The sequence below is a fragment of the Methanobrevibacter sp. AbM4 genome (assembly GCF_000404165.1).
Taxonomy (GTDB): domain Archaea; phylum Methanobacteriota; class Methanobacteria; order Methanobacteriales; family Methanobacteriaceae; genus Methanarmilla; species Methanarmilla boviskoreani.
The window spans coordinates 1,885,283-1,904,478 of sequence record NC_021355.1; the positions used below are offsets into that span (position 1 = coordinate 1,885,283).

The window sequence follows — 19,196 nt, forward strand, 5'->3', positions numbered from 1 at the left end:
AGTATCTATAACTCATATCAAACTAGACAAGAACTTATTAGGTATCCCTCCAGCAAGATAATCTATAAGAATAAGTCAATATAATAAGAAGTTATTTTTAGAAAAAATAAGTAATTCATATTATCTTATAATAGATACATTTATTATATATATTACATTAGTATTTAAACTTAACTAAAAAAATAGAATCTAAGGAATATAAAAAATTAGCTAGATTTCTATAATGCGTCCTTTTCTACACCTTACTATTACATTAGCATTTGCTTTAGGCATGATAACTAAATCCTGAGATTTAAATGGACCATAAATCTTCTCATCAACACCAATTATCTGATTAAAATCTTTAAAAACCAGAACCAAAGTTTTATCTACCAGATGTTTATTTTTTATTTTTGAATCCAAAAAATCCTCTTCCTTTAAATCTACAAATTGATTATCGATAGATTCCTGTAAGTTATCTAATTCATCAACATTACTTGAATCCTGATTAGTAACTACACGGGAGGAGTTTACTGATTCCCTTTCATTAGAAGATTTGTTAGTCTTGAAAGGGGCATTGTTAACATTATTTTTTTTGCCCTTTCAATTTTAGAATTAATTATCTGTTTTTCAACGGATTCACTCTTCTCGTTTTCTAAGACTTTACCCTTGGAGATTTCATTTAACCTATTTAAAACCTCATCATCTGAATCATCCATTTGATGAGAGTTTTCTCTAGAAGTATCCTGGTTAAAAACCGTGGCGGATTCCTCTTTCTTACTAGATTTATTGAAGGAATCTAAGGAAATGTTATTTCTATGATTTTTAAATGCGTCTATCAATGAATAGTACAATTTTTCCTCTTCATCAGTTAGATTAAGTGGGGTAGTATCCAATAAGTCAAATTCAGGTTTACCTTTAAATAAATGATATGACCTATGAATATTCATTAATGCCGCTTCGGCGATTTTATGTTCCCTTCTTTCACAGATTTCTGTTGCAATTCTTTGAGTATCCTTTAAGAGATAGTTTACATTTGAAAAAGGATCATCACTAACATTATCTATAAGATCATTAATATAGGAATAAATTAAACTATAGAAATTATTATCCACTTTAGCCAGTGAACTATTACCCCGTTCTTTTTTTTGGATCTTACGTAATTCTTGAAAAAATTTATCCACATTAATCACTCACAGAAATAAGAAAATAAATTTTAAAAAATATGTTTAAAAAATAAAGATTCAAAATCCGATTACTCATCGGATTCAATACGTGGAGCAAGTAAGAAACTAAGTTCCCCTTCCTCAGAAACCATTTTAAGTGAAAGACTTAAAGGCATATCATTACCTAGTTTAATAGTAGCAACATCTGAGAATTTATCTGCTTTAAGCATTTCCCTAATTTTTTCCAAAGAGAATATGGATTTAGCTTCATTATCTATTTTTTCACCATGTATATATTCAATATTAGCATCACCGAATTCTCCTTCAGCTGCTGCTTTAAATACCTCTTCATTAACCATTAATATGATTTTATCAGAGAAAATATCAATATCATTAATAGAATCTTTTAAAAGTGCAAAAGGAATATCAAATTTAGTTGGATATTCTAATGGTGGTGCTGATGGAGCATCATATTCCATATCTATAAGGCGTATTTTAAATGTTCTTTTAGCTTCACCTTCAAAGGTAATAATAAGATTACCTTCATCCAATGATAAAATTACCCTATCGTTAGATTTGGAACGTTTTAAAACTTTCATCAATTCTTCAGTGTCAACATTTATTTTTTCAGGTTCATCGCAAATAAATTCATCAAACAAACTTGCTTTAAGCTCTAAATGAACAAAAGTTATATGACTTCTATCAAGAGCATTTAATCTGACACCTTCACTATCAGTTTGTAATTGTACTTCATCAACAATTGATGAAATAGCATCGAAACTTGTTTTTAAAATATTTGGGTCACTTAACTCTGCTTTAAACATAACATCATCCCAAATAAAGTTTTTAATTAAAATAATTATAAACTTTATAAGTAAATTACATCTATAATAAATTATATTATTATATATTTTTTGTCATCATTACTTATAAATTTATAATATACAATGTTATTTATAAAAAAATTAATAAAAATTACTAATATATAAAAGATTTAAAAAACGGCTAAAAAAGGAAAAAACAGGTTTAGTATTAAAGTCAAAGCCTCAATAAAAAGAGAACTTAAAAACGAAAAATAGAATAAATCAAAATCATAATAAAAAAAAGAACTTAAAAATAAAAAAAAGAGCAAATCAGAATCCGATGAAAAATTAAAAAAAAGATAAAAACATTAAAGATTTTATTTATCATCATCCTCTTCATTATGAACGGAGGTGTTGACTGTAATTTTAAAATCGTCTGCATCTGTTTTTACATAATCAGAATCAAAAGACTTTTTAGTAACATTATAATTGTCTTCATTATCTTCTAGTTCATATTTTTCTTCAGATATTTCAGCATCATCATCTAAATCTTCATTATCTGTCTCTTTATCCTCGGGGATATCATCAACAGTAATTTCATCTAGAAAATCATCCATATTGATATCTTCCCTATCAATACTTCTCATTTCATCAAAAGTGTTATCGAATGGAGTTTTAACAGAAACAATCTGTATTAAAGAAAATATAAAACAAATAGCCCCAATTATAAACAAGAGAATAGACATACCAACATATTCTCCAGAAGCCACACTATCTACAACTCTTGCAGATCTGCCAAATACAAGATAGATTCCTAAAGATATTGTAACAATACCTACAATAATTCCCAATATTGGAATTATACTCAAGTTAACCTTTTTAATACCTATGCCAGATGAGTTGTCTTCAACAGATTTTCCTGGTTTGGTATTCTTATCTCTATCTGCATCAAATATAGAATTTTCAGTTTTTGATTCTTTCTTGAAATCCTTGGATTTGTTTTTATCTTCATCTTTATCATTATCTTCTTCAACTTCTTTAAATGATTGATGAAGTTTAGATAAGAAAGAGGAAGAGGTTTTAGATTTTAGGGAAGATTCCTTATCAGAATTATCTTCAATATCTTCAAAATTTGAAGAGTTATCCTCAGAATCAACTGAATCATTCTCATCTGATTTTTCCTTTAAACTCATATTAATATCTTCTTTATCATTTTTAGAAGGTTTATTATCGTCTTCAAAAATATCATCAACATTATTTAAAATATTGTCTTCAAATGAGAAAGATGCCCCTTCATCAGATTTATTAATTTTTGATTCTTCTGTTTCATCTATTTCTAATTTATCAAAACTTAACTTATCATCATCTGCAAAGGAGGAATCATGTTCAAAATCCTTAGCATTTTTTAAACTCTCATAATTTAAAGTTTTTTGAATATGTACAGTAGGTTCATCATTTTTAGAGGAATATTCTGTAAGTTTTTTATCGTTTTTACCTTCATCTAAATCCTCATCTAAAATTTTATCAACCTTTTTGAAAATATTTCCAAGTGAAGATTTCTTGTCTTCTGCAGAATCGGACTTTTCAATATTCTCAGTTGGTTTTGAACTATCTGATTTAGAGGAAATGCTTTTGGATACAGATTCTTTTTTTGGGTTTTCTTTTTTAGAACCATCATTATCAGATGATTCGGAAGAATACTCTACAGATTCATCTTTAATAGAGATAGATTCTGTAGTTGCTGGTGTCTTCTTAACAGCTTTCATAATATTTTGAAGATGTTTAATAGAATCTTCATAATCTGATCCATTATTAGATTTTTTCATAATAAATCTCCATCACTATGATTAAAATTAATCATATTCTCTCCAAACATGTTTACATTCCATACATTTAAAGAATCTAGTTTCAGCTTCATCAGCACTACGTGTTTGTTGTAACCACCAATAAGCCTTAGTAAAACCACAATTTGGACAAGTAACTTTAGTAGTCGGAAGGGTCTCAATATCTTCCCCTTTCATAATAACATTATCTTTAGCTTGTACTTTTTCAGAAACCTCATATTCATCTGTTTCTGATTTGGATAAATCTTTTTCATATCCACATTTATTACATTTGACCTTGTTACCTTGTGGAAGTAACATAGCACCGCAATTTGGACAGAATTCCATTTTAGACCTCCAATAATATAATTGATTATAATAATAAATTACATTAAAAACTTTTAGAATATAATTTGTAAATTAATATTTAAAAACATTAATTAGATTTATTTTAATATAATATGAATTATATTTAACTTACTATTATATAAAATTTATAGGATTTTTTAAAAAAAATAAGCATTTTATCAAATATTCTTAAATTTGTTTTAACATTTATCTTAAAAAAAAAATTGAAGTAGAGTCAGAAAATTCCTAAATCTTATACTAGAATTCCTTAAAAAAAAATAGAAGATAGATTTAAATTTACTTGAAAACTAAAAACCAATATAAATTTAATCTATCAACCATTTTAATTAACCAGTTTATGGATATCCTTAATAATTTCCCCATGGTCAAATGCCAAGTCAATATTTTTTAAATCCTCAAATGAGAAAATATCAATATCCTCTGCATCGTCATCTGCTTTTCTATCATCAAAATTACCTTTTGCCAGGAAAACAACAGTGACTGTATGACCTCTAGGGTCCCTATTGGGATCGGAATAGACTCCAACTAATTTAGTTAATTCAACATCAATACTTGTTTCTTCTTTAGCTTCACGCCTTGCGGCATTTTCAACTGTTTCCCCATATTCTACAAAACCTCCAGGAAAAGCCCAGCAGTCCTTATATGGATCATTTTTACGTTTGATGAGTATAAAATTATTCTTATCATCATATATAAAAATATCAACAGTTAATGATGGCTTTTTATGATAAGACATTTAAATCACCTAAAACTTTTTTTTATTTCAATATAAAATTGGAATAAAATTAAGAACTTAATTAGAAATTTACTAAATTAAAAATAAATATTAAAAGATTATTCTAAAATAATTCAATATCTAGCCAATAATTTAAAAAAAGCAAAATAGCCTAGAAAAGAATAATTTAAAAAAATTTAGTTTTTTTAAAAAAACTAAAATAAATTAAAAACGATTATATTTGTTCTACTAAAGATTTAAATTCTTCAGCTTGATCTTTTAAAGTTTCAGCAGCTTTTTTAAGGGAGTTTCTTGCAACTTTTTTCTGCTTAGTTTTGATAGTCATTATTGGCTCACCAATCAATGGATGGTCAATACCATATACAGCATATTGTACATCATCATCTTCCATAAGAATTTTTCTTAAAGCATTACAAAGTGCATGTTTCTCCCCATGAAGAACAATTTCTAATTCTAATTTTTTATCAGTTAAAACTTCAATATCCATTTTATCAACCATTATAATTATAATTTAAATCTAAATAACACAATAAAACTTAAATACGATAGTTTGAAGAGACTTTACGTTTCTCTTTTTTACCACATCTAGGGCAAACTAATTCATCTTTCATACTAGTAGGTTCTAAAAATTGGCGGCATCTAGTACACATAGCCTTAACAACACCACAGTCATCATCTTCAGTATTTAAATCGATATTTTCACCTGTAATTCTAGATACTTTACCTTCTATGATATCCCCAATTCTAAAAGCATCAGTTAAACGCTCTAGATAATCATTTTTAACTTGAGATATATGAATAGCACCAAGATAAGGTAAAGCTAATTCTCTATCCTCACCAGATTTACCCTGAACATCAATTAAAGCCCTTTGACTACGAACATCAGTAATCTGCCCATAAACCATGTCTCCTTTTTCCAGGACAATAGGACTACCTGTAAGTGGACTGACTGATACCTGTCTATTTACCAAATCTAAATTTACATTACCAAAAATAGAAGATTTAATAGTACCATTATCATCAAATGTTCCTTCACCAGGTAAATATTGTTCTACAATTCCTAAAAAATCGCCGGGCATTACTAAATCTCCTGATTCCACCTTCATTTACACACCTCTAAAAATAGGAAAAATGAAAAACTATTAAATTTTTAATATAAAGTTTATCAAATACTAACTTATAGTTTTTTTATAATATAAATATATTTAAAGTTAATTACTATTTATATATTTCATATTAAAAAATATTATTCCTTATAACGTTCGTCAAATAATATCTCATCTAATTGATAGTCTTCCCATTTTCTTTTATCTGTAACGATTTCCAATTCTTGGGGAGTGATTACCGGTTTTTTATACATTGCAGAGTCATCAATTGCTATTCTAGGACATGCAGTTACTACAAATCCACCTAGGTCCATATAGGGTAAAAGAATTTCAGGACTAATCATATCTACAAGAATAATGTAAGCCTCCATCCCTTCATCCTCAAGGCTTTTCTTTATTTCTTTGGCCAAAGCCATTCTATATTGACCTTCTTTAGTAGATACTAAAATACCCCACTTGTTTACAGCTTTAGCTTTAGTTATTCTTGCAAATCTGATTCTTAGAATCCTATCTGCATAATCGGAAATTTCCTTAACCTCTCCAGTATAAGGATCAGCTGCAATAACAGGAGCCTTTGTAAACAGATGAATACCTACAGGATGAAAATTACCAGTGCCTATAAAAAGATAGACCTCTGCATCAAGATTTTTAATAGATGAAAAATTACAGCCTAGAACTTGGCCCTTTGTAGTGCCTCTAGAGGAGGAACCTACCACCACCTCTTTACCGTTATCCTCCAAATAATCACTGATTTCATTAATCAAATGAAGGTGTTGGGTTGTAGTTGCAAGTGCTATTTTACTAGAATCCTCTAATAACTCTAATGTTTTATCCAGAACCTTTTTAATTTTAACGTTAGAATAAGCCTCAATGAACATTACAGGAACCTTATATCTTAAAGGTAATGGCGTATGAGCATAGTGAACAATCATATCCACCATACCTTCCATTTTTTTATCACAGACATCACATGCTCCAAAACAAGGATCCCCTGAGATGATGACTGTTGCATCTGTTTCCTCCTCAATTTTTTTTGCAATAGAGGTAGCCTGTGTTTTTAAACCCTCTGGAAATTGTAAACCAATCGTTTTATAATCTTTTTTATTAATATGATTGATTACCTTATCCACATTCATATTATACAATGACATAAATATCAAAAAATTGTAATTTAAAAAAAAGATAGTTAAATTTAGATAGTCTTTAGGATTAGTAATCCTCTCCAACTACACCGTCGACAACCACTTTATCGTTTTCAATATGTATTTTTACAACGGTATTTACCTTACAACCAGTTTCCTTTTCTACAATCTTCTTACCCTCACCTTTTTCCAAAACGGCAATAATGGTAACAAGATCCACACCTATTTCCTTAAGGGCCTCGATAGTATTGATTAATGTTCCGCCAGTACTTACAACATCATCAATCAATAGAATCCTATCACCCTTATGTAGATCATTTACATATAAAGTTGATTCGCCATATCCTGTTTTTTTATGTATGGTTTTTTCTCCATCAAGACCATATTTTCTTTTTCTAATAATGACAAAAGGAATATCTGTTTCTAAAGATAAAGCAGTAGCCAAATGAATACCCATAGCTTCGATAGCTACAATTTTATCCACATCAATATTAAAGTTCTTAACAATAAGTTTTGAGATTTCCTTTAAAACCTCAGGTTTCATTGTTGGAACACCATCACTAATTGGGTGAACAAAATAATCGTAATTTCCTTTTTTAACAATAGGTGCATTTACTAATGATTCTTTTAATTCTTCAAGCATAATTTTCCTCTTTAATTTAAATTAAAAAATATAATTTTAAAAATTGTTTTAAAAGATAGTTAATTAAAATAAAATTTACAAAAAAAATTTATAAACTATTAATTAAAATTATAGTTTTATATATTTACTTAATAAAATATAATATTGCTTACTATATTATTAATATTTAATATATTTTAAAATTTTACAAAAACCAATATTTTAAATCTATTTAATAATTGTCAAAACAATTACAAACACAATTCAATTAAAAATTTAAAGGCTGTTGATAGATATGTTAGGAAATTTAGGAGAGAGCCTAAGTAACAGTATAAAAAAATTAGCAGGAATGTCTGTTATTGATAAAAAAACCGTTAAAGAAGTTGTAAAAGATATACAACGTGCATTAATTCAATCTGATGTTAACGTTAAATTGGTTTTTAAATTATCAAAGAGAATTGAAGACAGAGCTTTAAATGAAAAGCCTCCTAAAGGAATAACTGCAAGAGAATATGTCATTACAATCATTTATGAGGAAATGGTTAATTTATTAGGTGGTTCAGAACCAGCAAAACTAGAAATTACTGAAAAACCTTTTAAGATTCTATTTCTTGGATTACAGGGTAGTGGTAAAACTACCACCATCGGTAAACTATGTAAATATCTGATTAAAAAAGGATATAACCCTGCTGTTGTATGTACAGATACATGGAGACCAGCGGCATATGAACAATTAAGACAATTGACTGATGAATTAGACATCTCATTATATGGAGATCCTGAAAACAAGGATGCTCTTGATTTAGCTAAAAAAGGTCTTGAAAAATTTAAAAACCAGAGAATCATAATATTTGATACAGCAGGTAGACATAAACAAGAATCCGATCTAATCGAGGAAATGAACAAATTGGACAATGTTATTAATCCAAGTGAATCCATACTTGTAGTAGACGGAACTATTGGACAGATTGCAGGAGAACAGGCAAAGGCATTTTCCGAGGCTACCGATATTGGTTCCATAATCATCTCAAAATTAGACGGTTCAGGTAAAGGGGGAGGAGCACTGTCTGCAGTAGCGGAAACCGGTGCACCTATTAAATTCATAGGTACCGGTGAAAAAATTGATGATTTCGAAGTTTTTGATCCGGAAAGGTTTATCTCTAGATTACTTGGTATGGGAGATATCCAATCACTTGTTGAAAGGGCAGAGGAAAACATTGATGAGGATGTTGCTCAAAAAACCATGAACAATATGATGAGCGGTAAGTTTACACTTGTGGACATGAGGAATCAATTCGATATGATGAATAAGATGGGGCCAATGCAACAAGTTATGAGCATGATACCTGGACTTGGAAATAAAGTCCCTAAGGAATTTACAAAGATGACCGAAGACAAGATTGAGACATTTAAAATAATCATGTCTTCAATGACCCAGGAGGAGATGGAAAATCCGAAGATGATAAAACAGTCAAGAGCAAGAAGAATTGCAAGAGGTTCTGGTGTTGAGGAAAAAGACATCAAGGAACTTTTAAAATACTATAATAATAGTAAAAGAGCAATGAAAGGCATTGGTAAACGTGGAGGATTTGGTGGCGGAAACATCAATCGTATCATGAACCAAATGAGAAGATAATCCCCAATTAAAATTTAAATTTTTTTATTTATTAACCTTAATAGTCGATAGTATGGAAGATGAAACATTAGATATTGCAAGAAGATTAATAGAACTTAGTGATAATAGGATATGTAATCACTGTCTAGGACGTAAATTTTCAGATAAGATTGAAGGAAAGGACAATGAGGAGAGAAGTCTTAAAATAAGAGAAGAACTTTCTTTTGACAATCCTAAAAATGATGACATATGTCCAATATGCCAGAACACATTTGAAAAGATTAATGAAGAATTATTTAATAGGATACAAGATAAGATTGATTCAATAGGCCTTGAATTTGACAATTATTTAGTAGGTTCTAAGATTCCTAAAGAGATTCTAAATAAGGATGATGAAATCTCAGAAAAATATGACTTTAAGGTTGAGAACATAAAGAAGGAAGTCAATAGAATAATTGGTAAGGAAATTGGTTTAATCTACAATAAAGATGCCGAATTCAAACATAACGATATTACCATTGAAATCAACTTTAAAAAAGACAATCCAAGTGTCTATATCCAAATAAATCCAATCTTTATAGAGGGAACCTATAATAAATATAAAAGGGGCATTCCCCAGACCAAATGGTTATGCAGAAAGTGTCATGGAAAGGGATGTGAATACTGCAATTATCAGGGTAAAATGTATCCGGAATCCGTTGAGGAATTGTTATCAGATGTTTTACTTGAAAAGACCAAAGGAAGATCATGTAAATTCCACGGCGCAGGTAGGGAGGACATTGATGTTTTGATGTTAGGTGACGGAAGGCCATTCGTTATTGAGGTTGTGGAACCTAAGATTAGAAACATAGACCTTAGAGAACTAGAAGACGAAGCCAACAAACATGCTGCAGGTAAAACAAGATACAACAATTTAAAGTATTCCGAAAGAAACAGGAAAGCAGAGATAAAGCTTTCCTCACCAGACGCATATAAGGTATATGAGGCAATTGTGGACTGTGATGATGAAATCGATGAGGAGGAACTTGAGATTTTAAAAACATTAGATTTGATTAAGCAGCAAACTCCTCAAAGAGTATTAAGAAGACGTGCCGATAAAATTAGAGAAAAGAGAGTTTTAGGTGTTGAAACAGAAATAATAGGCCCAAAATCATTTAAAATGAAAGTTAAAACCCAAGGGGGATTATATATTAAGGAACTTATCTCATCAGATGAGGGAAGAAGTAATCCCAGTGTTACCAGTCTTTTAAATAAACAGTGTGTCTGTAGACAACTAGATGTTATTGAGGTAAGTAAAAAATAGTAGGTGAAGAAATCCCCTAATTCCATTTAATTATAAAAAAAAATATTAAAATATTATTATATATTAAAAAATTAAACTAGACAGATATGCTTTATTTTAAAAAAAAAATAGGAATTTAAGAGGATTTTAGAAAATTTATAAAAAGATTAAAAAATTTCAAAAATCCTATTTTTTTAGAAAAAATAGCCAAAAAACTAAAAGTATATTAATAACTTTGTAGTAATAGATTAACATTATTAATTTTATGGAAAAAATTTTCAAAATTATTAAATCATTATTTTATAAAAATTTATGAAATTTATCCATTTTATATATTAAATACTAAAAAACTATGTTTTTATTATAAAATTGATTTATCCTAATGATTTAATCTAAAAATTAATATTATATATTTTTAAGTTAATAGGCTAATCAATATAATTTTTTATTAGAATAATTATTCGAGGTTATAAAAATGCAAAGATCAAGAGGATTTAAAAGTAGATCAAGAAATAAATTAACCAAAAAACCACGTGTTGGTCGTTCTAACCCTATTACTAAAAAACTTCAAACTTTCAATGAAGGAGATTTAGTACATATCATTATTGACCCAAGTATCCACAGAGGACAACCACACTCCAGATTCCATGGTAAAACTGCTAAAGTTATTGGAAAAAGAGGTAGTGCTTATTTACTTGGATTAAAAGATGGTAACAAATACAAAGAATTAATTGTAAGACCAGACCACTTAAAATTACAAGAGTGAATACAATGATAGGTAAAAATACAGTGAATAGAGAACCTATACCTGCAGCTAAAGTAAAAAGTATTCTCGAGAAATTTGGTGAAAATCATGACCTTAGTTATGAACAAAATGTTACATTAAACCATGTTAGTACTTTTAGCCAATTATCTGAAGAGGATACCGACAAATTAGTAGCTGAACTTGAAGGAAAAGTTAAAAGGAAATATGCAGTTCGTATAGCTGATTTATTACCTCAAGATTTAGATGATATGAGATTAATTTTTGCTAAAGAAAGAATTTCATTATCTAAAGAAGATATGGAAGAAATTCTTGAAATAGTTGAAAAATACACATTATAATTTAATAATTCAAGTGTATTTATAGTCTAAATAAGATTTAGACTACTTTAATTTTATATCTTTAAAAAAAATTATGGCTTTTAATTTAAGTACTTTAAATATCTTTTTTTCTAATTTTAATAACATTTAATTTTAACAGAATCCTTAATTTACAACTATTTTTATTCATTAACTATTTTTTCGTAGATAATTTTTCCATAATCTAGAAAAATATCTAAAAGTATTTTAATAATAAAATTATTATAGATTAAAAAATAGATTATAATTCACTTGTAGATTATATTTCCAGGTTTATAACAATTTCATAATTATAATTAAATGACTTAGTGAAGTGATTAGATGGCAGATAAAACACAGAATAAAAATAAACACTTATTTGTTAAAGAGGAAAATGCTATTATACTAGATTATCTAAGTTTAGGTTACACAAACAAAGATCAAACTAGATATAAAAGAAAACCAATCGCACAGGCAATAGGAACCGGAAAATTCACTTTACTTGAATTAATCCCTAAAGAGAATGTAGACATTGAAATACATGAAAAGGTATACATTGGCTCCGGTAAGAGAGATAAGATCAAAACCGTTAAACAACTTAAATATGAAAACTTAACTCCCACAAGCCGTATAGAGCTTGAATATGTCGTCAAGGAAATTGTCGAGGAAAATGAGGAAAAATACATCGAATTCTTTAACACAACAGGATCACTTAGTACAAGACTCCATAAACTGGAATTGATTCCCGGAATAGGTAAGAAAATGATGTGGTCTATTCTTGATGCCAGAAAAGAAAAACCATTTGAAAGTTATGAGGATTTAAAAAACAGAGTCCCGTCACTACCTGATCCGGTTACTATGATATCTAATAGAATCCTTCAAGAGCTGGACAACACTACTGTAAAAAAAGGTAAAAAGAAATATTACCTGTTTACCCAAATTCCAAACGAAAGGATGAAAGAGTATTACAGGGAACAAAAAAGAAAAAATAGAAGGTATCATAGAAGAAGGTAGAACAGATTCTTAAATATGAAGTTGGTGATGAATTGAGTAAAGGTTACTCACTTTCTGCTGAGACTAAAAGTGTTCTAAATAAATATAATATTAGACTAAACCATAAACTAGGACAGAACTTTTTAATCGATGCAAATAAAAGAAATCAGATAATAGAATATGGAAACATCTCCCCGGATGATACAATACTTGAAATTGGACCGGGCATAGGAACTTTAAGTCTGGAAATAGCTAAAAAAGCAAAGAGATTAATCTGTATAGAACATGATAGAAAAGTTGCAGATATTCTACAAAAAAGGGCCATGGAAGAGTCAATTGACAATATTGAAATTATCAATGAGGATGCACTTAAGGTAGATTTTCCAGAATTTGATAAGATCATATCCAATTTGCCCTATCAGATATCATCTCCAATAACATTTAAACTGTTAGAATATCCTTTCAAATCAGGAATATTGATGTATCAGAGGGAATTTGCAGACCGTATGACTGCAAACGTAGGAAGTAAAAATTATTCAAGACTATCTGCAATGCTATATTTTAAGGTAGATGTGGAATTTCTAATGAATGTTCCTTCAGAATGCTTTATGCCCAAACCTAAAGTAGACTCAACTGTCGTTAGGCTAACTCCTAATGACAGGTTTAAGGAAGACGGGAAACTCTTTAGAAATTATTCAAGGATATGTAAGGCATTATTCCAGCATAAAAACAAGAAAGCGGAAAACTCTTTAATTAATTCCAGACATGAAATAGATTACTCAGATAAAAAAGAGTTAAAAAACAATTTGAAATCCATTGAATCCGAAAGATTAGAAGATTTACTTGAAAAAAGAGTAATCAATTTAAGTCCTGAGGATATTCTGGATTTAACCAAAGAATTAGAAGACATTTTATAATCAAATATAATCCCCATATAGATGGAGTCTGCCAAAATTCAATCTCCATATAGAATATTACCTAAAATAAGAAGCCATTCATTAATGTTTCTTATAAAAGTTTTACATTTTTTGGCAAAGATATTAAAAACAGAAAATAAAACAAGTGATTAGATGAAAACAGAAGATTTTCAAATAAATACAAGCGATCTGGTCTACATTCCAGCAGAGGACACTTTCCTTTTAGCGGACAATCTTGAAATTGAGAAGAATGATACTGTATTGGAGATTGGAACCGGAACCGGAACCGTTGCTATGTATGCCTCCAAATTAACAGATAATCAGATCACAGTCACAGACATTAATTTAGATGCCCTAAGCTTAGCTGAGGAGAATTTTAAAATAAACAATATTGATAATATTGAAACTGTTTTCGGTAATCTGTTTGAGCCATTGGAAAACAGAAAGTTTGATGTAATTTTATTTAATACTCCATATCTACCAACCGAAGAAAATGATATTATCGATGATGATTTAAATTATGCATTCGACGGTGGAGCAGATGGAAGAAAAGTCATTGACCCATTCTTATATGAAGTGAAAAATCATTTAAATGATAATGGAAAGGTTCAGCTAATACAGTCATCATTATCAAACATTCCAAAAACCTTAGACATTCTTGAAAAAGAAGGTTTTAAATGTGAGATAACAGCTAGTGAACATTTCTTCTTTGAAGAGGTTGCTTTAATCACAGGTTATTTAATCTAAACAATGAAAATTAGATTTAAAAAAATATGTTTAGATTGAATCCTAAAAATAGCTATAACATAAAATGATTGAAATAGAATAGATAATAAAAAAAGATGTTATAAAGAATTAAAAAAAATAATTACTGTTTTTTAACTCTGTTTTTGAATTTTCTAATTGGAGCCGTCATCTTCCAACTGTTAGAGGACAATAACTCTTCTAGTTTACCTGTCCTCTCATTAACCAAATTAGGAATAGCCTTATTAATCAGGCTTTTACTTACACAAACCATATCCCCTTCCTTTGAATTGTTTTTAACAAATTCAGAGTACTTATCTAGAATCTTATCTGGAATGGAACCATTTAAACTAGAATTAATTAAGCTCTCTTCAATATTATCTATAGAGTTTTCATAACTATAGAAATCATACATATCTGCAAGGGATAAACGAAGGTATACTATCTCTTCTAAATGGTTATTAAAAAGTTCAGGATTATCCTTTTCAAATACCTCATGGACAGCTTTAAACAAGTCTTTATCATGTATATTATCTTCTAATGATAAAAATATGAAAAGGGATTCGGCATATTTTATTAAGGAATCGTTAAATTTACCATCACCATCAAGTATTTTAAAACATTGATAATAATGCATCATATAATCATATTTTTTCTCGTAATTATTAATCCTTTTATTTGGTCCCCCTGCAGCCTCAAAACTATAACCATATAAATTAACAGGTACCGTAACAATATAATCAATTTTAGTTAATATATTGGCAAGAAATACAGGATCTTGACCTCTTTTTAAATCTGGAAAATGAATATCATATCTATCTAAAAAGTCTCTTCTATAGATATTCTTGTAAAAAGCCCATGGAATACCATATTCTTCTGGACGAATCTTTTCAATCTTGGAGCAATATGCATAGTTATCATCAACATAATTAAAATTCTTCAAAAGTTTACCGTGGTTATCAACCCTTAATAGATTTCCTGCAACCATGTCTGCATCATAATCCATACCGGCATTATACATTTTCTCTAATGCGTCCTTATCAATGAAGACATCATCTGCATCTAAAAAAGCGATATACTCTCCCTGGGCTTTGCTAATTCCATAATTTCTGGCTTTACCTGAACCTTGATTATCCTGACTAAATATTTTTATAAAATCATACTTATTTGATAGTTTCTTCAATTCTTCCAGGGAATTATCACTAGAACCATCATCAACACATATTAACTCAAAGTCATCAAGTGTTTGTTTAGATAGATTCTTACATGATCTTTCTAGAAAATCCTCACCATTATAAACAGGCATAATTACTGAGATTTTAACCATTATATCACAATTTACGTTTTAATTTTCTAAGTGGAGCAGTTATTTTCCAACTTTTAGAAGATAATAATCTTTTATTCTCCTTTTTTAAATCATCAATCTCTTTAGAAAAGAAATTAAATAAATCCTTACTTAATGTTATACTGTCATCTTTATTATTTGATAAGATTTCAGAATACTTATCCATAATACTTTCAGGAATTTTACCATCCTTTTGGTATATCTTAAATAAGTTTTTATCCACATCACCAATTGCCTTAGAGAAGTAATCAGAATTTGGATCTATTATGCATAATTGAAGGAAGGCAGTTTCTGCATCAAGATTTTCAAAATAATTAGGATTATCCTCTTCAAAAACTTTATGAATTACTTTCCAGTATTCCCTTTTATATTCATCTGCGATCGTTGTGATAAAACCAACTAATCTTTGCTTATATTTATAGGAAGATTCATAGAAACCTGCATTATCAAAAAAGTTAAAACAATCAAAATAATTTTTAATATAACCTAATCTCTTCTCAGGAGTGTCATTCTTATATCTAGAACCTCCACCAATATCATAACTATAAGCATATAAACAAACAGGAACAGTTACCATAAAATCAATACTAGTTAAAATTTCTGCAAGAAATACAGGATCTTGACCTCTTTTATAATCAGGAAAATGAATATTATTCTCTTTTATAAAGTCTTTCTTGAAAATATTTTTATAAAAAGCCCAAGGAATACCATAGTCTTTTGGAGAAATCTTCTCTAGCTTTGAACAATAATAATAGAAATCACGATCATAATTTGGATTATGGTTTCTTAATATCTTATTATCTTTAGCATAACAAAGATTTCCTGCAACCATATCTGCATCATAATCCACACCGGCATTATACATTTCTTCCAACGCATTTTCATCAACAAAAAAATCATCTGCATCTAAAAAAGCGATATATTCTCCTAAAGCCTCATCAATTCCATAGTTTCTGGCTTTACCAGAACCTTGATTATCTTGTTTAAGGATTCTTATAAAATCATATTTTTTAGATAGATTATTTAATACTTCTAGAGAGTTGTCTGAAGAACCATCATCAATACAAATTAACTCAAAATCTTTTAAACTTTGTTTAGATAAACTTAAAATAGAATTATTAAGGTATTTTTCACCATTATAAACAGGCATAATTACAGAAATCTTAACCATTATATCACATTAAATCATTAATAAAGTATTAAAATAAAATAAAAATATTAAAAAAAAAAATAAATAAAATTAGAAAGAAAAAAATCATCTAAAACGATTTCTGAATCTTCTCATTGGAGCAGTCATTTTCCAACTTCTAGAGGACAATAGTTTTTATTAGTGTTTTTTAAATCAAAGTTTTCAACAGATAACCTTACAACTACTGGATTATCATTTTCCAATATAGTATCAAATATAAATTTATTACGTCTGTATAAGAAACTTACAATCTCATCATAGGAAACTTTATTATTAATCCAAGAATTATAGGTTTCCCTAATACCATCTAAATAGCTCTGTTTATAATCTTCCTGAATACTTTTAAATCTGTTATAATTTGTTCTAACAGCTTTGTTAAATAAGTTTCTTTCATAATCCCCATATAACATGTTGTTTTCTTTAAAAACATCAATTACTAAGTCAACAACTTTGTAACTATCCATAAATCGTTGATCACCTGCACGGGTTGAGGAATTACCATGCCATCTTCTATAGAACAAATGATCTTTTAAGAAACAGATTTTTTTAGCAGCAAAGAAAACTTCCCAGAAAAATACATTATCCTCAAAAATGAGTCCCTCAGGGAATCTTGCCCCACAATCTTCAACAAATTTCCTATTATACAATTTAGTCCATGGAGTTACAGTTATGCCAAAACTTAAATCCCCATCTAAATCCTTATAACTGAATACATTATCTTTAACTTTATTATATACTTTGTTCATTGAATAATCTTCAGTTTTATAGTATATGTCATTATCATCATCATAGTTTATAGCTTGGAAAAGTACAAAATCAACTTGTTTTTCCTCAGCCAATTTATATGATTTTTCAAGGGCATCTGTTTTAACAAAATCATCGGAATCCATCAAATAAAGGTATTTACCTTTAGCTAAATCCATTCCCCTATTTGTAGCTACTGCATGACCACCGTTTTCTTGATCAATTACGATTATCCTATCATCTTTAGCTGCATATTTATTTATAATATCCAATGAATTATCTGTGGAACCGTCATTAACACATATGATTTCTATATCCTTTAAGGTCTGATTAACAATACTATCTAAACACTCTTCTAAATAGTTCTCAACATTATATATAGGTATTATAACTGAAACTTTTACCATAAATTCACCATTTCCAATGTTTTCCAATAATAATAAGGTAATAATTTATAAAATAAGTATAATTATTAAATATATTTCTAATTAAATTAATTAATAAATTTAACTATTTATCAATATATTCATATAAAAAATAAGAAATCAACAAAAAAAATAACTAAAAAAAGTGACATAAATCAAAATTAGTCTAAAAAAAGAAAAATAGAAAATGGAATTTAGAATTTATTGGATTTCCCCGTCAAATACTAAAGTAGCAGGTCCCTCCATAAATGCACCTAATTGGCCATTCTCATTGTATACTGTGAATTTAAGATTTCCGCCAGGTAAATGTAGAAGAACATCTGAACCGAAAACACCTAACTTGTAACCTGCAATAGCTGTGGATGTAGCGCCAGTTCCACATGCCAAAGTTACTCCAGCACCACGTTCCCAGGTTCTCATTTTACCTTCATGTTCTGAGATAGCCTCAACAAAGTGAACATTAATCTTCTCTGGAAACAGATGGTGGGACTCGAACAATGGACCAAATCTATCAATATCCACACTGTCAACATCGTCAACAAATATTATAACGTGAGGGTTTCCAACGCTTAAAACGGTGATATTAAACTTCTCGCCATCCACTTCGATTTCACCGTCAACACATTCCTCTTTATCATATTTCATTGGAACCTCATCGGTGTTAAAGGTGGATAAACCCATATTAACTCTAAAGAATTTGGGCTCTTTGTTTTCCAAGGTGATATCAACTGTTTTAATACCACTTTTAGTTTCAATGGTCATTGATTCTGTTTCTAGTATTTTCTTACGATATACGAAATCTGCAAAACATCTAATACCATTTCCACACATTTCAGCTTCGGAACCGTCTGGGTTAAACATCCTATATCCTAAGTCTGCTACATCTGAGGTTTCGACAAATAACACCCCATCTGATCCTACACCAAAATGTCTATCACATAAGAATCTGCATGCCTCGGGTTTATCTGATTCGGAAATAACTGTTTGTTTACTTTCATCAATAATTACAAAATCATTACCTATACCATGCATTTTAGAAAATTTTAAACCTTTTAAATCCATAATAAATACCTCCCTAAATAAAAGGATCTGTAA

At 28.9% G+C, this 19,196-nt stretch carries 21 protein-coding genes; 7 read left to right on the plus strand and 14 right to left on the minus strand.

The window, feature by feature from the left end; translation table 11 throughout:
• Positions 1-210: 210 nt before the first annotated feature.
• From ABM4_RS08180 to hpt, 10 genes are all read right to left on the minus strand, one after another.
• Entirely contained in the window at positions 211-402 is a 192-nt protein-coding gene (locus tag ABM4_RS08180) for a hypothetical protein (protein WP_048200928.1), read from the minus strand.
• Between the two features lie 107 nt (positions 403-509).
• The gene (locus ABM4_RS08185) at positions 510-1,163 is read right to left on the minus strand and encodes a hypothetical protein (protein WP_052312820.1); all 654 of its coding nucleotides are present in this window, start codon (positions 1,161-1,163) and stop codon (positions 510-512) included.
• A gap of 71 nt (positions 1,164-1,234) precedes the next feature.
• Positions 1,235-1,969 carry a proliferating cell nuclear antigen (pcna) gene (gene pcn / locus ABM4_RS08190; RefSeq protein ID WP_016359202.1) on the minus strand — a complete coding sequence of 245 codons (735 nt, stop codon included), beginning with the start codon at positions 1,967-1,969 and terminating at the stop codon, positions 1,235-1,237.
• 356 nt (positions 1,970-2,325) lie between these two features.
• Positions 2,326-3,774, minus strand: a complete 1,449-nt coding sequence (locus ABM4_RS08195) for a hypothetical protein (RefSeq protein ID WP_016359203.1) — start codon at positions 3,772-3,774, stop codon at positions 2,326-2,328.
• 27 nt (positions 3,775-3,801) lie between these two features.
• A complete protein-coding gene (locus tag ABM4_RS08200; protein WP_016359204.1) occupies positions 3,802-4,119 on the minus strand; it encodes a transcription factor S in 318 nt (105 codons plus the stop codon).
• Between the two features lie 343 nt (positions 4,120-4,462).
• Positions 4,463-4,876, minus strand: coding sequence for an NUDIX hydrolase (locus tag ABM4_RS08205; protein ID WP_016359205.1), 414 nt, complete (start codon positions 4,874-4,876; stop codon positions 4,463-4,465).
• Positions 4,877-5,090: 214 nt separating this feature from the next.
• Entirely contained in the window at positions 5,091-5,363 is a 273-nt protein-coding gene (locus ABM4_RS08210; RefSeq protein WP_369751280.1) for a DNA-directed RNA polymerase subunit L, read from the minus strand.
• Between the two features lie 49 nt (positions 5,364-5,412).
• Positions 5,413-5,982, minus strand: a complete 570-nt coding sequence (locus ABM4_RS08215; RefSeq protein WP_016359207.1) for an exosome complex RNA-binding protein Csl4 — start codon at positions 5,980-5,982, stop codon at positions 5,413-5,415.
• A 140-nt stretch (positions 5,983-6,122) separates the two neighbouring features.
• On the minus strand, positions 6,123-7,133 hold the full coding sequence (gene dph2, locus ABM4_RS08220; protein ID WP_016359208.1) for a diphthamide biosynthesis enzyme Dph2: 1,011 nt from the start codon (positions 7,131-7,133) through the stop codon (positions 6,123-6,125).
• A 58-nt stretch (positions 7,134-7,191) separates the two neighbouring features.
• Positions 7,192-7,767: a hypoxanthine/guanine phosphoribosyltransferase gene (hpt, locus tag ABM4_RS08225; protein WP_016359209.1), complete on the minus strand. Its 576-nt coding sequence runs from the start codon at positions 7,765-7,767 to the stop codon at positions 7,192-7,194.
• Between the two features lie 268 nt (positions 7,768-8,035).
• Between hpt and ABM4_RS08230 the strand changes: the two genes are divergently transcribed.
• From ABM4_RS08230 to ABM4_RS08260, 7 genes are all read left to right on the plus strand, one after another.
• Positions 8,036-9,382, plus strand: a complete 1,347-nt coding sequence (locus ABM4_RS08230) for a signal recognition particle protein Srp54 (RefSeq protein WP_198008290.1) — start codon at positions 8,036-8,038, stop codon at positions 9,380-9,382.
• A gap of 52 nt (positions 9,383-9,434) precedes the next feature.
• Complete coding sequence (locus ABM4_RS08235) at positions 9,435-10,664, plus strand: tRNA pseudouridine(54/55) synthase Pus10 (protein WP_016359211.1); 1,230 nt, start codon at positions 9,435-9,437, stop codon at positions 10,662-10,664.
• 454 nt (positions 10,665-11,118) lie between these two features.
• The gene (locus ABM4_RS08240; protein ID WP_016359212.1) at positions 11,119-11,409 is read left to right on the plus strand and encodes a 50S ribosomal protein L21e; all 291 of its coding nucleotides are present in this window, start codon (positions 11,119-11,121) and stop codon (positions 11,407-11,409) included.
• A 5-nt stretch (positions 11,410-11,414) separates the two neighbouring features.
• Positions 11,415-11,747 (plus strand): RNA polymerase Rpb4 family protein, encoded by a 333-nt coding sequence (locus tag ABM4_RS08245; protein WP_016359213.1) that lies wholly within the window; start codon positions 11,415-11,417, stop codon positions 11,745-11,747.
• A 339-nt stretch (positions 11,748-12,086) separates the two neighbouring features.
• Positions 12,087-12,758 carry a DUF655 domain-containing protein gene (locus ABM4_RS08250; protein WP_016359214.1) on the plus strand — a complete coding sequence of 224 codons (672 nt, stop codon included), beginning with the start codon at positions 12,087-12,089 and terminating at the stop codon, positions 12,756-12,758.
• A 32-nt stretch (positions 12,759-12,790) separates the two neighbouring features.
• Positions 12,791-13,654 carry a 16S rRNA (adenine(1518)-N(6)/adenine(1519)-N(6))-dimethyltransferase RsmA gene (gene rsmA, locus ABM4_RS08255; RefSeq protein WP_016359215.1) on the plus strand — a complete coding sequence of 288 codons (864 nt, stop codon included), beginning with the start codon at positions 12,791-12,793 and terminating at the stop codon, positions 13,652-13,654.
• Between the two features lie 153 nt (positions 13,655-13,807).
• The gene (locus tag ABM4_RS08260; protein WP_016359216.1) at positions 13,808-14,401 is read left to right on the plus strand and encodes a HemK2/MTQ2 family protein methyltransferase; all 594 of its coding nucleotides are present in this window, start codon (positions 13,808-13,810) and stop codon (positions 14,399-14,401) included.
• 121 nt (positions 14,402-14,522) lie between these two features.
• Here ABM4_RS08260 and ABM4_RS08265 read toward each other — a convergent pair whose 3' ends face one another.
• The 4 genes from ABM4_RS08265 to dapF all read right to left on the minus strand — a co-directional run bounded on the left by ABM4_RS08265 (position 14,523) and on the right by dapF (position 19,163).
• Positions 14,523-15,725 carry a glycosyltransferase family 2 protein gene (locus ABM4_RS08265; protein WP_016359217.1) on the minus strand — a complete coding sequence of 401 codons (1,203 nt, stop codon included), beginning with the start codon at positions 15,723-15,725 and terminating at the stop codon, positions 14,523-14,525.
• Between the two features lie 4 nt (positions 15,726-15,729).
• The gene (locus tag ABM4_RS08270; RefSeq protein WP_016359218.1) at positions 15,730-16,914 is read right to left on the minus strand and encodes a glycosyltransferase; all 1,185 of its coding nucleotides are present in this window, start codon (positions 16,912-16,914) and stop codon (positions 15,730-15,732) included.
• Between the two features lie 122 nt (positions 16,915-17,036).
• On the minus strand, positions 17,037-18,083 hold the full coding sequence (locus ABM4_RS08275) for a glycosyltransferase family 2 protein (protein ID WP_048200931.1): 1,047 nt from the start codon (positions 18,081-18,083) through the stop codon (positions 17,037-17,039).
• Between the two features lie 219 nt (positions 18,084-18,302).
• A complete protein-coding gene (gene dapF, locus ABM4_RS08280) occupies positions 18,303-19,163 on the minus strand; it encodes a diaminopimelate epimerase (RefSeq protein ID WP_016359220.1) in 861 nt (286 codons plus the stop codon).
• Positions 19,164-19,196: the final 33 nt, after the last annotated feature.

Bases quoted from the DNA above. Each gene is read 5' to 3' on its own strand.
- pcn (WP_016359202.1), bottom strand. From the start codon at position 1,969: ATGTTTAAAGCAGAGTTAAGTGACCCAAATATTTTAAAAACAAGTTTC.
- ABM4_RS08195 (WP_016359203.1), bottom strand. From the start codon at position 3,774: ATGAAAAAATCTAATAATGGATCAGATTATGAAGATTCTATTAAACAT.
- ABM4_RS08200 (WP_016359204.1), bottom strand. From the start codon at position 4,119: ATGGAATTCTGTCCAAATTGCGGTGCTATGTTACTTCCACAAGGTAAC.
- ABM4_RS08205 (WP_016359205.1), bottom strand. From the start codon at position 4,876: ATGTCTTATCATAAAAAGCCATCATTAACTGTTGATATTTTTATATAT.
- ABM4_RS08210 (WP_369751280.1), bottom strand. From the start codon at position 5,363: ATGGATATTGAAGTTTTAACTGATAAAAAATTAGAATTAGAAATTGTT.
- ABM4_RS08215 (WP_016359207.1), bottom strand. From the start codon at position 5,982: ATGAAGGTGGAATCAGGAGATTTAGTAATGCCCGGCGATTTTTTAGGA.
- dph2 (WP_016359208.1), bottom strand. From the start codon at position 7,133: ATGTCATTGTATAATATGAATGTGGATAAGGTAATCAATCATATTAAT.
- hpt (WP_016359209.1), bottom strand. From the start codon at position 7,767: ATGCTTGAAGAATTAAAAGAATCATTAGTAAATGCACCTATTGTTAAA.
- ABM4_RS08235 (WP_016359211.1), top strand. From the start codon at position 9,435: ATGGAAGATGAAACATTAGATATTGCAAGAAGATTAATAGAACTTAGT.
- ABM4_RS08240 (WP_016359212.1), top strand. From the start codon at position 11,119: ATGCAAAGATCAAGAGGATTTAAAAGTAGATCAAGAAATAAATTAACC.
- ABM4_RS08245 (WP_016359213.1), top strand. From the start codon at position 11,415: ATGATAGGTAAAAATACAGTGAATAGAGAACCTATACCTGCAGCTAAA.
- ABM4_RS08250 (WP_016359214.1), top strand. From the start codon at position 12,087: ATGGCAGATAAAACACAGAATAAAAATAAACACTTATTTGTTAAAGAG.
- ABM4_RS08260 (WP_016359216.1), top strand. From the start codon at position 13,808: ATGAAAACAGAAGATTTTCAAATAAATACAAGCGATCTGGTCTACATT.
- ABM4_RS08265 (WP_016359217.1), bottom strand. From the start codon at position 15,725: ATGGTTAAAATCTCAGTAATTATGCCTGTTTATAATGGTGAGGATTTT.
- ABM4_RS08270 (WP_016359218.1), bottom strand. From the start codon at position 16,914: ATGGTTAAGATTTCTGTAATTATGCCTGTTTATAATGGTGAAAAATAC.
- ABM4_RS08275 (WP_048200931.1), bottom strand. From the start codon at position 18,083: ATGGTAAAAGTTTCAGTTATAATACCTATATATAATGTTGAGAACTAT.
- dapF (WP_016359220.1), bottom strand. From the start codon at position 19,163: ATGGATTTAAAAGGTTTAAAATTTTCTAAAATGCATGGTATAGGTAAT.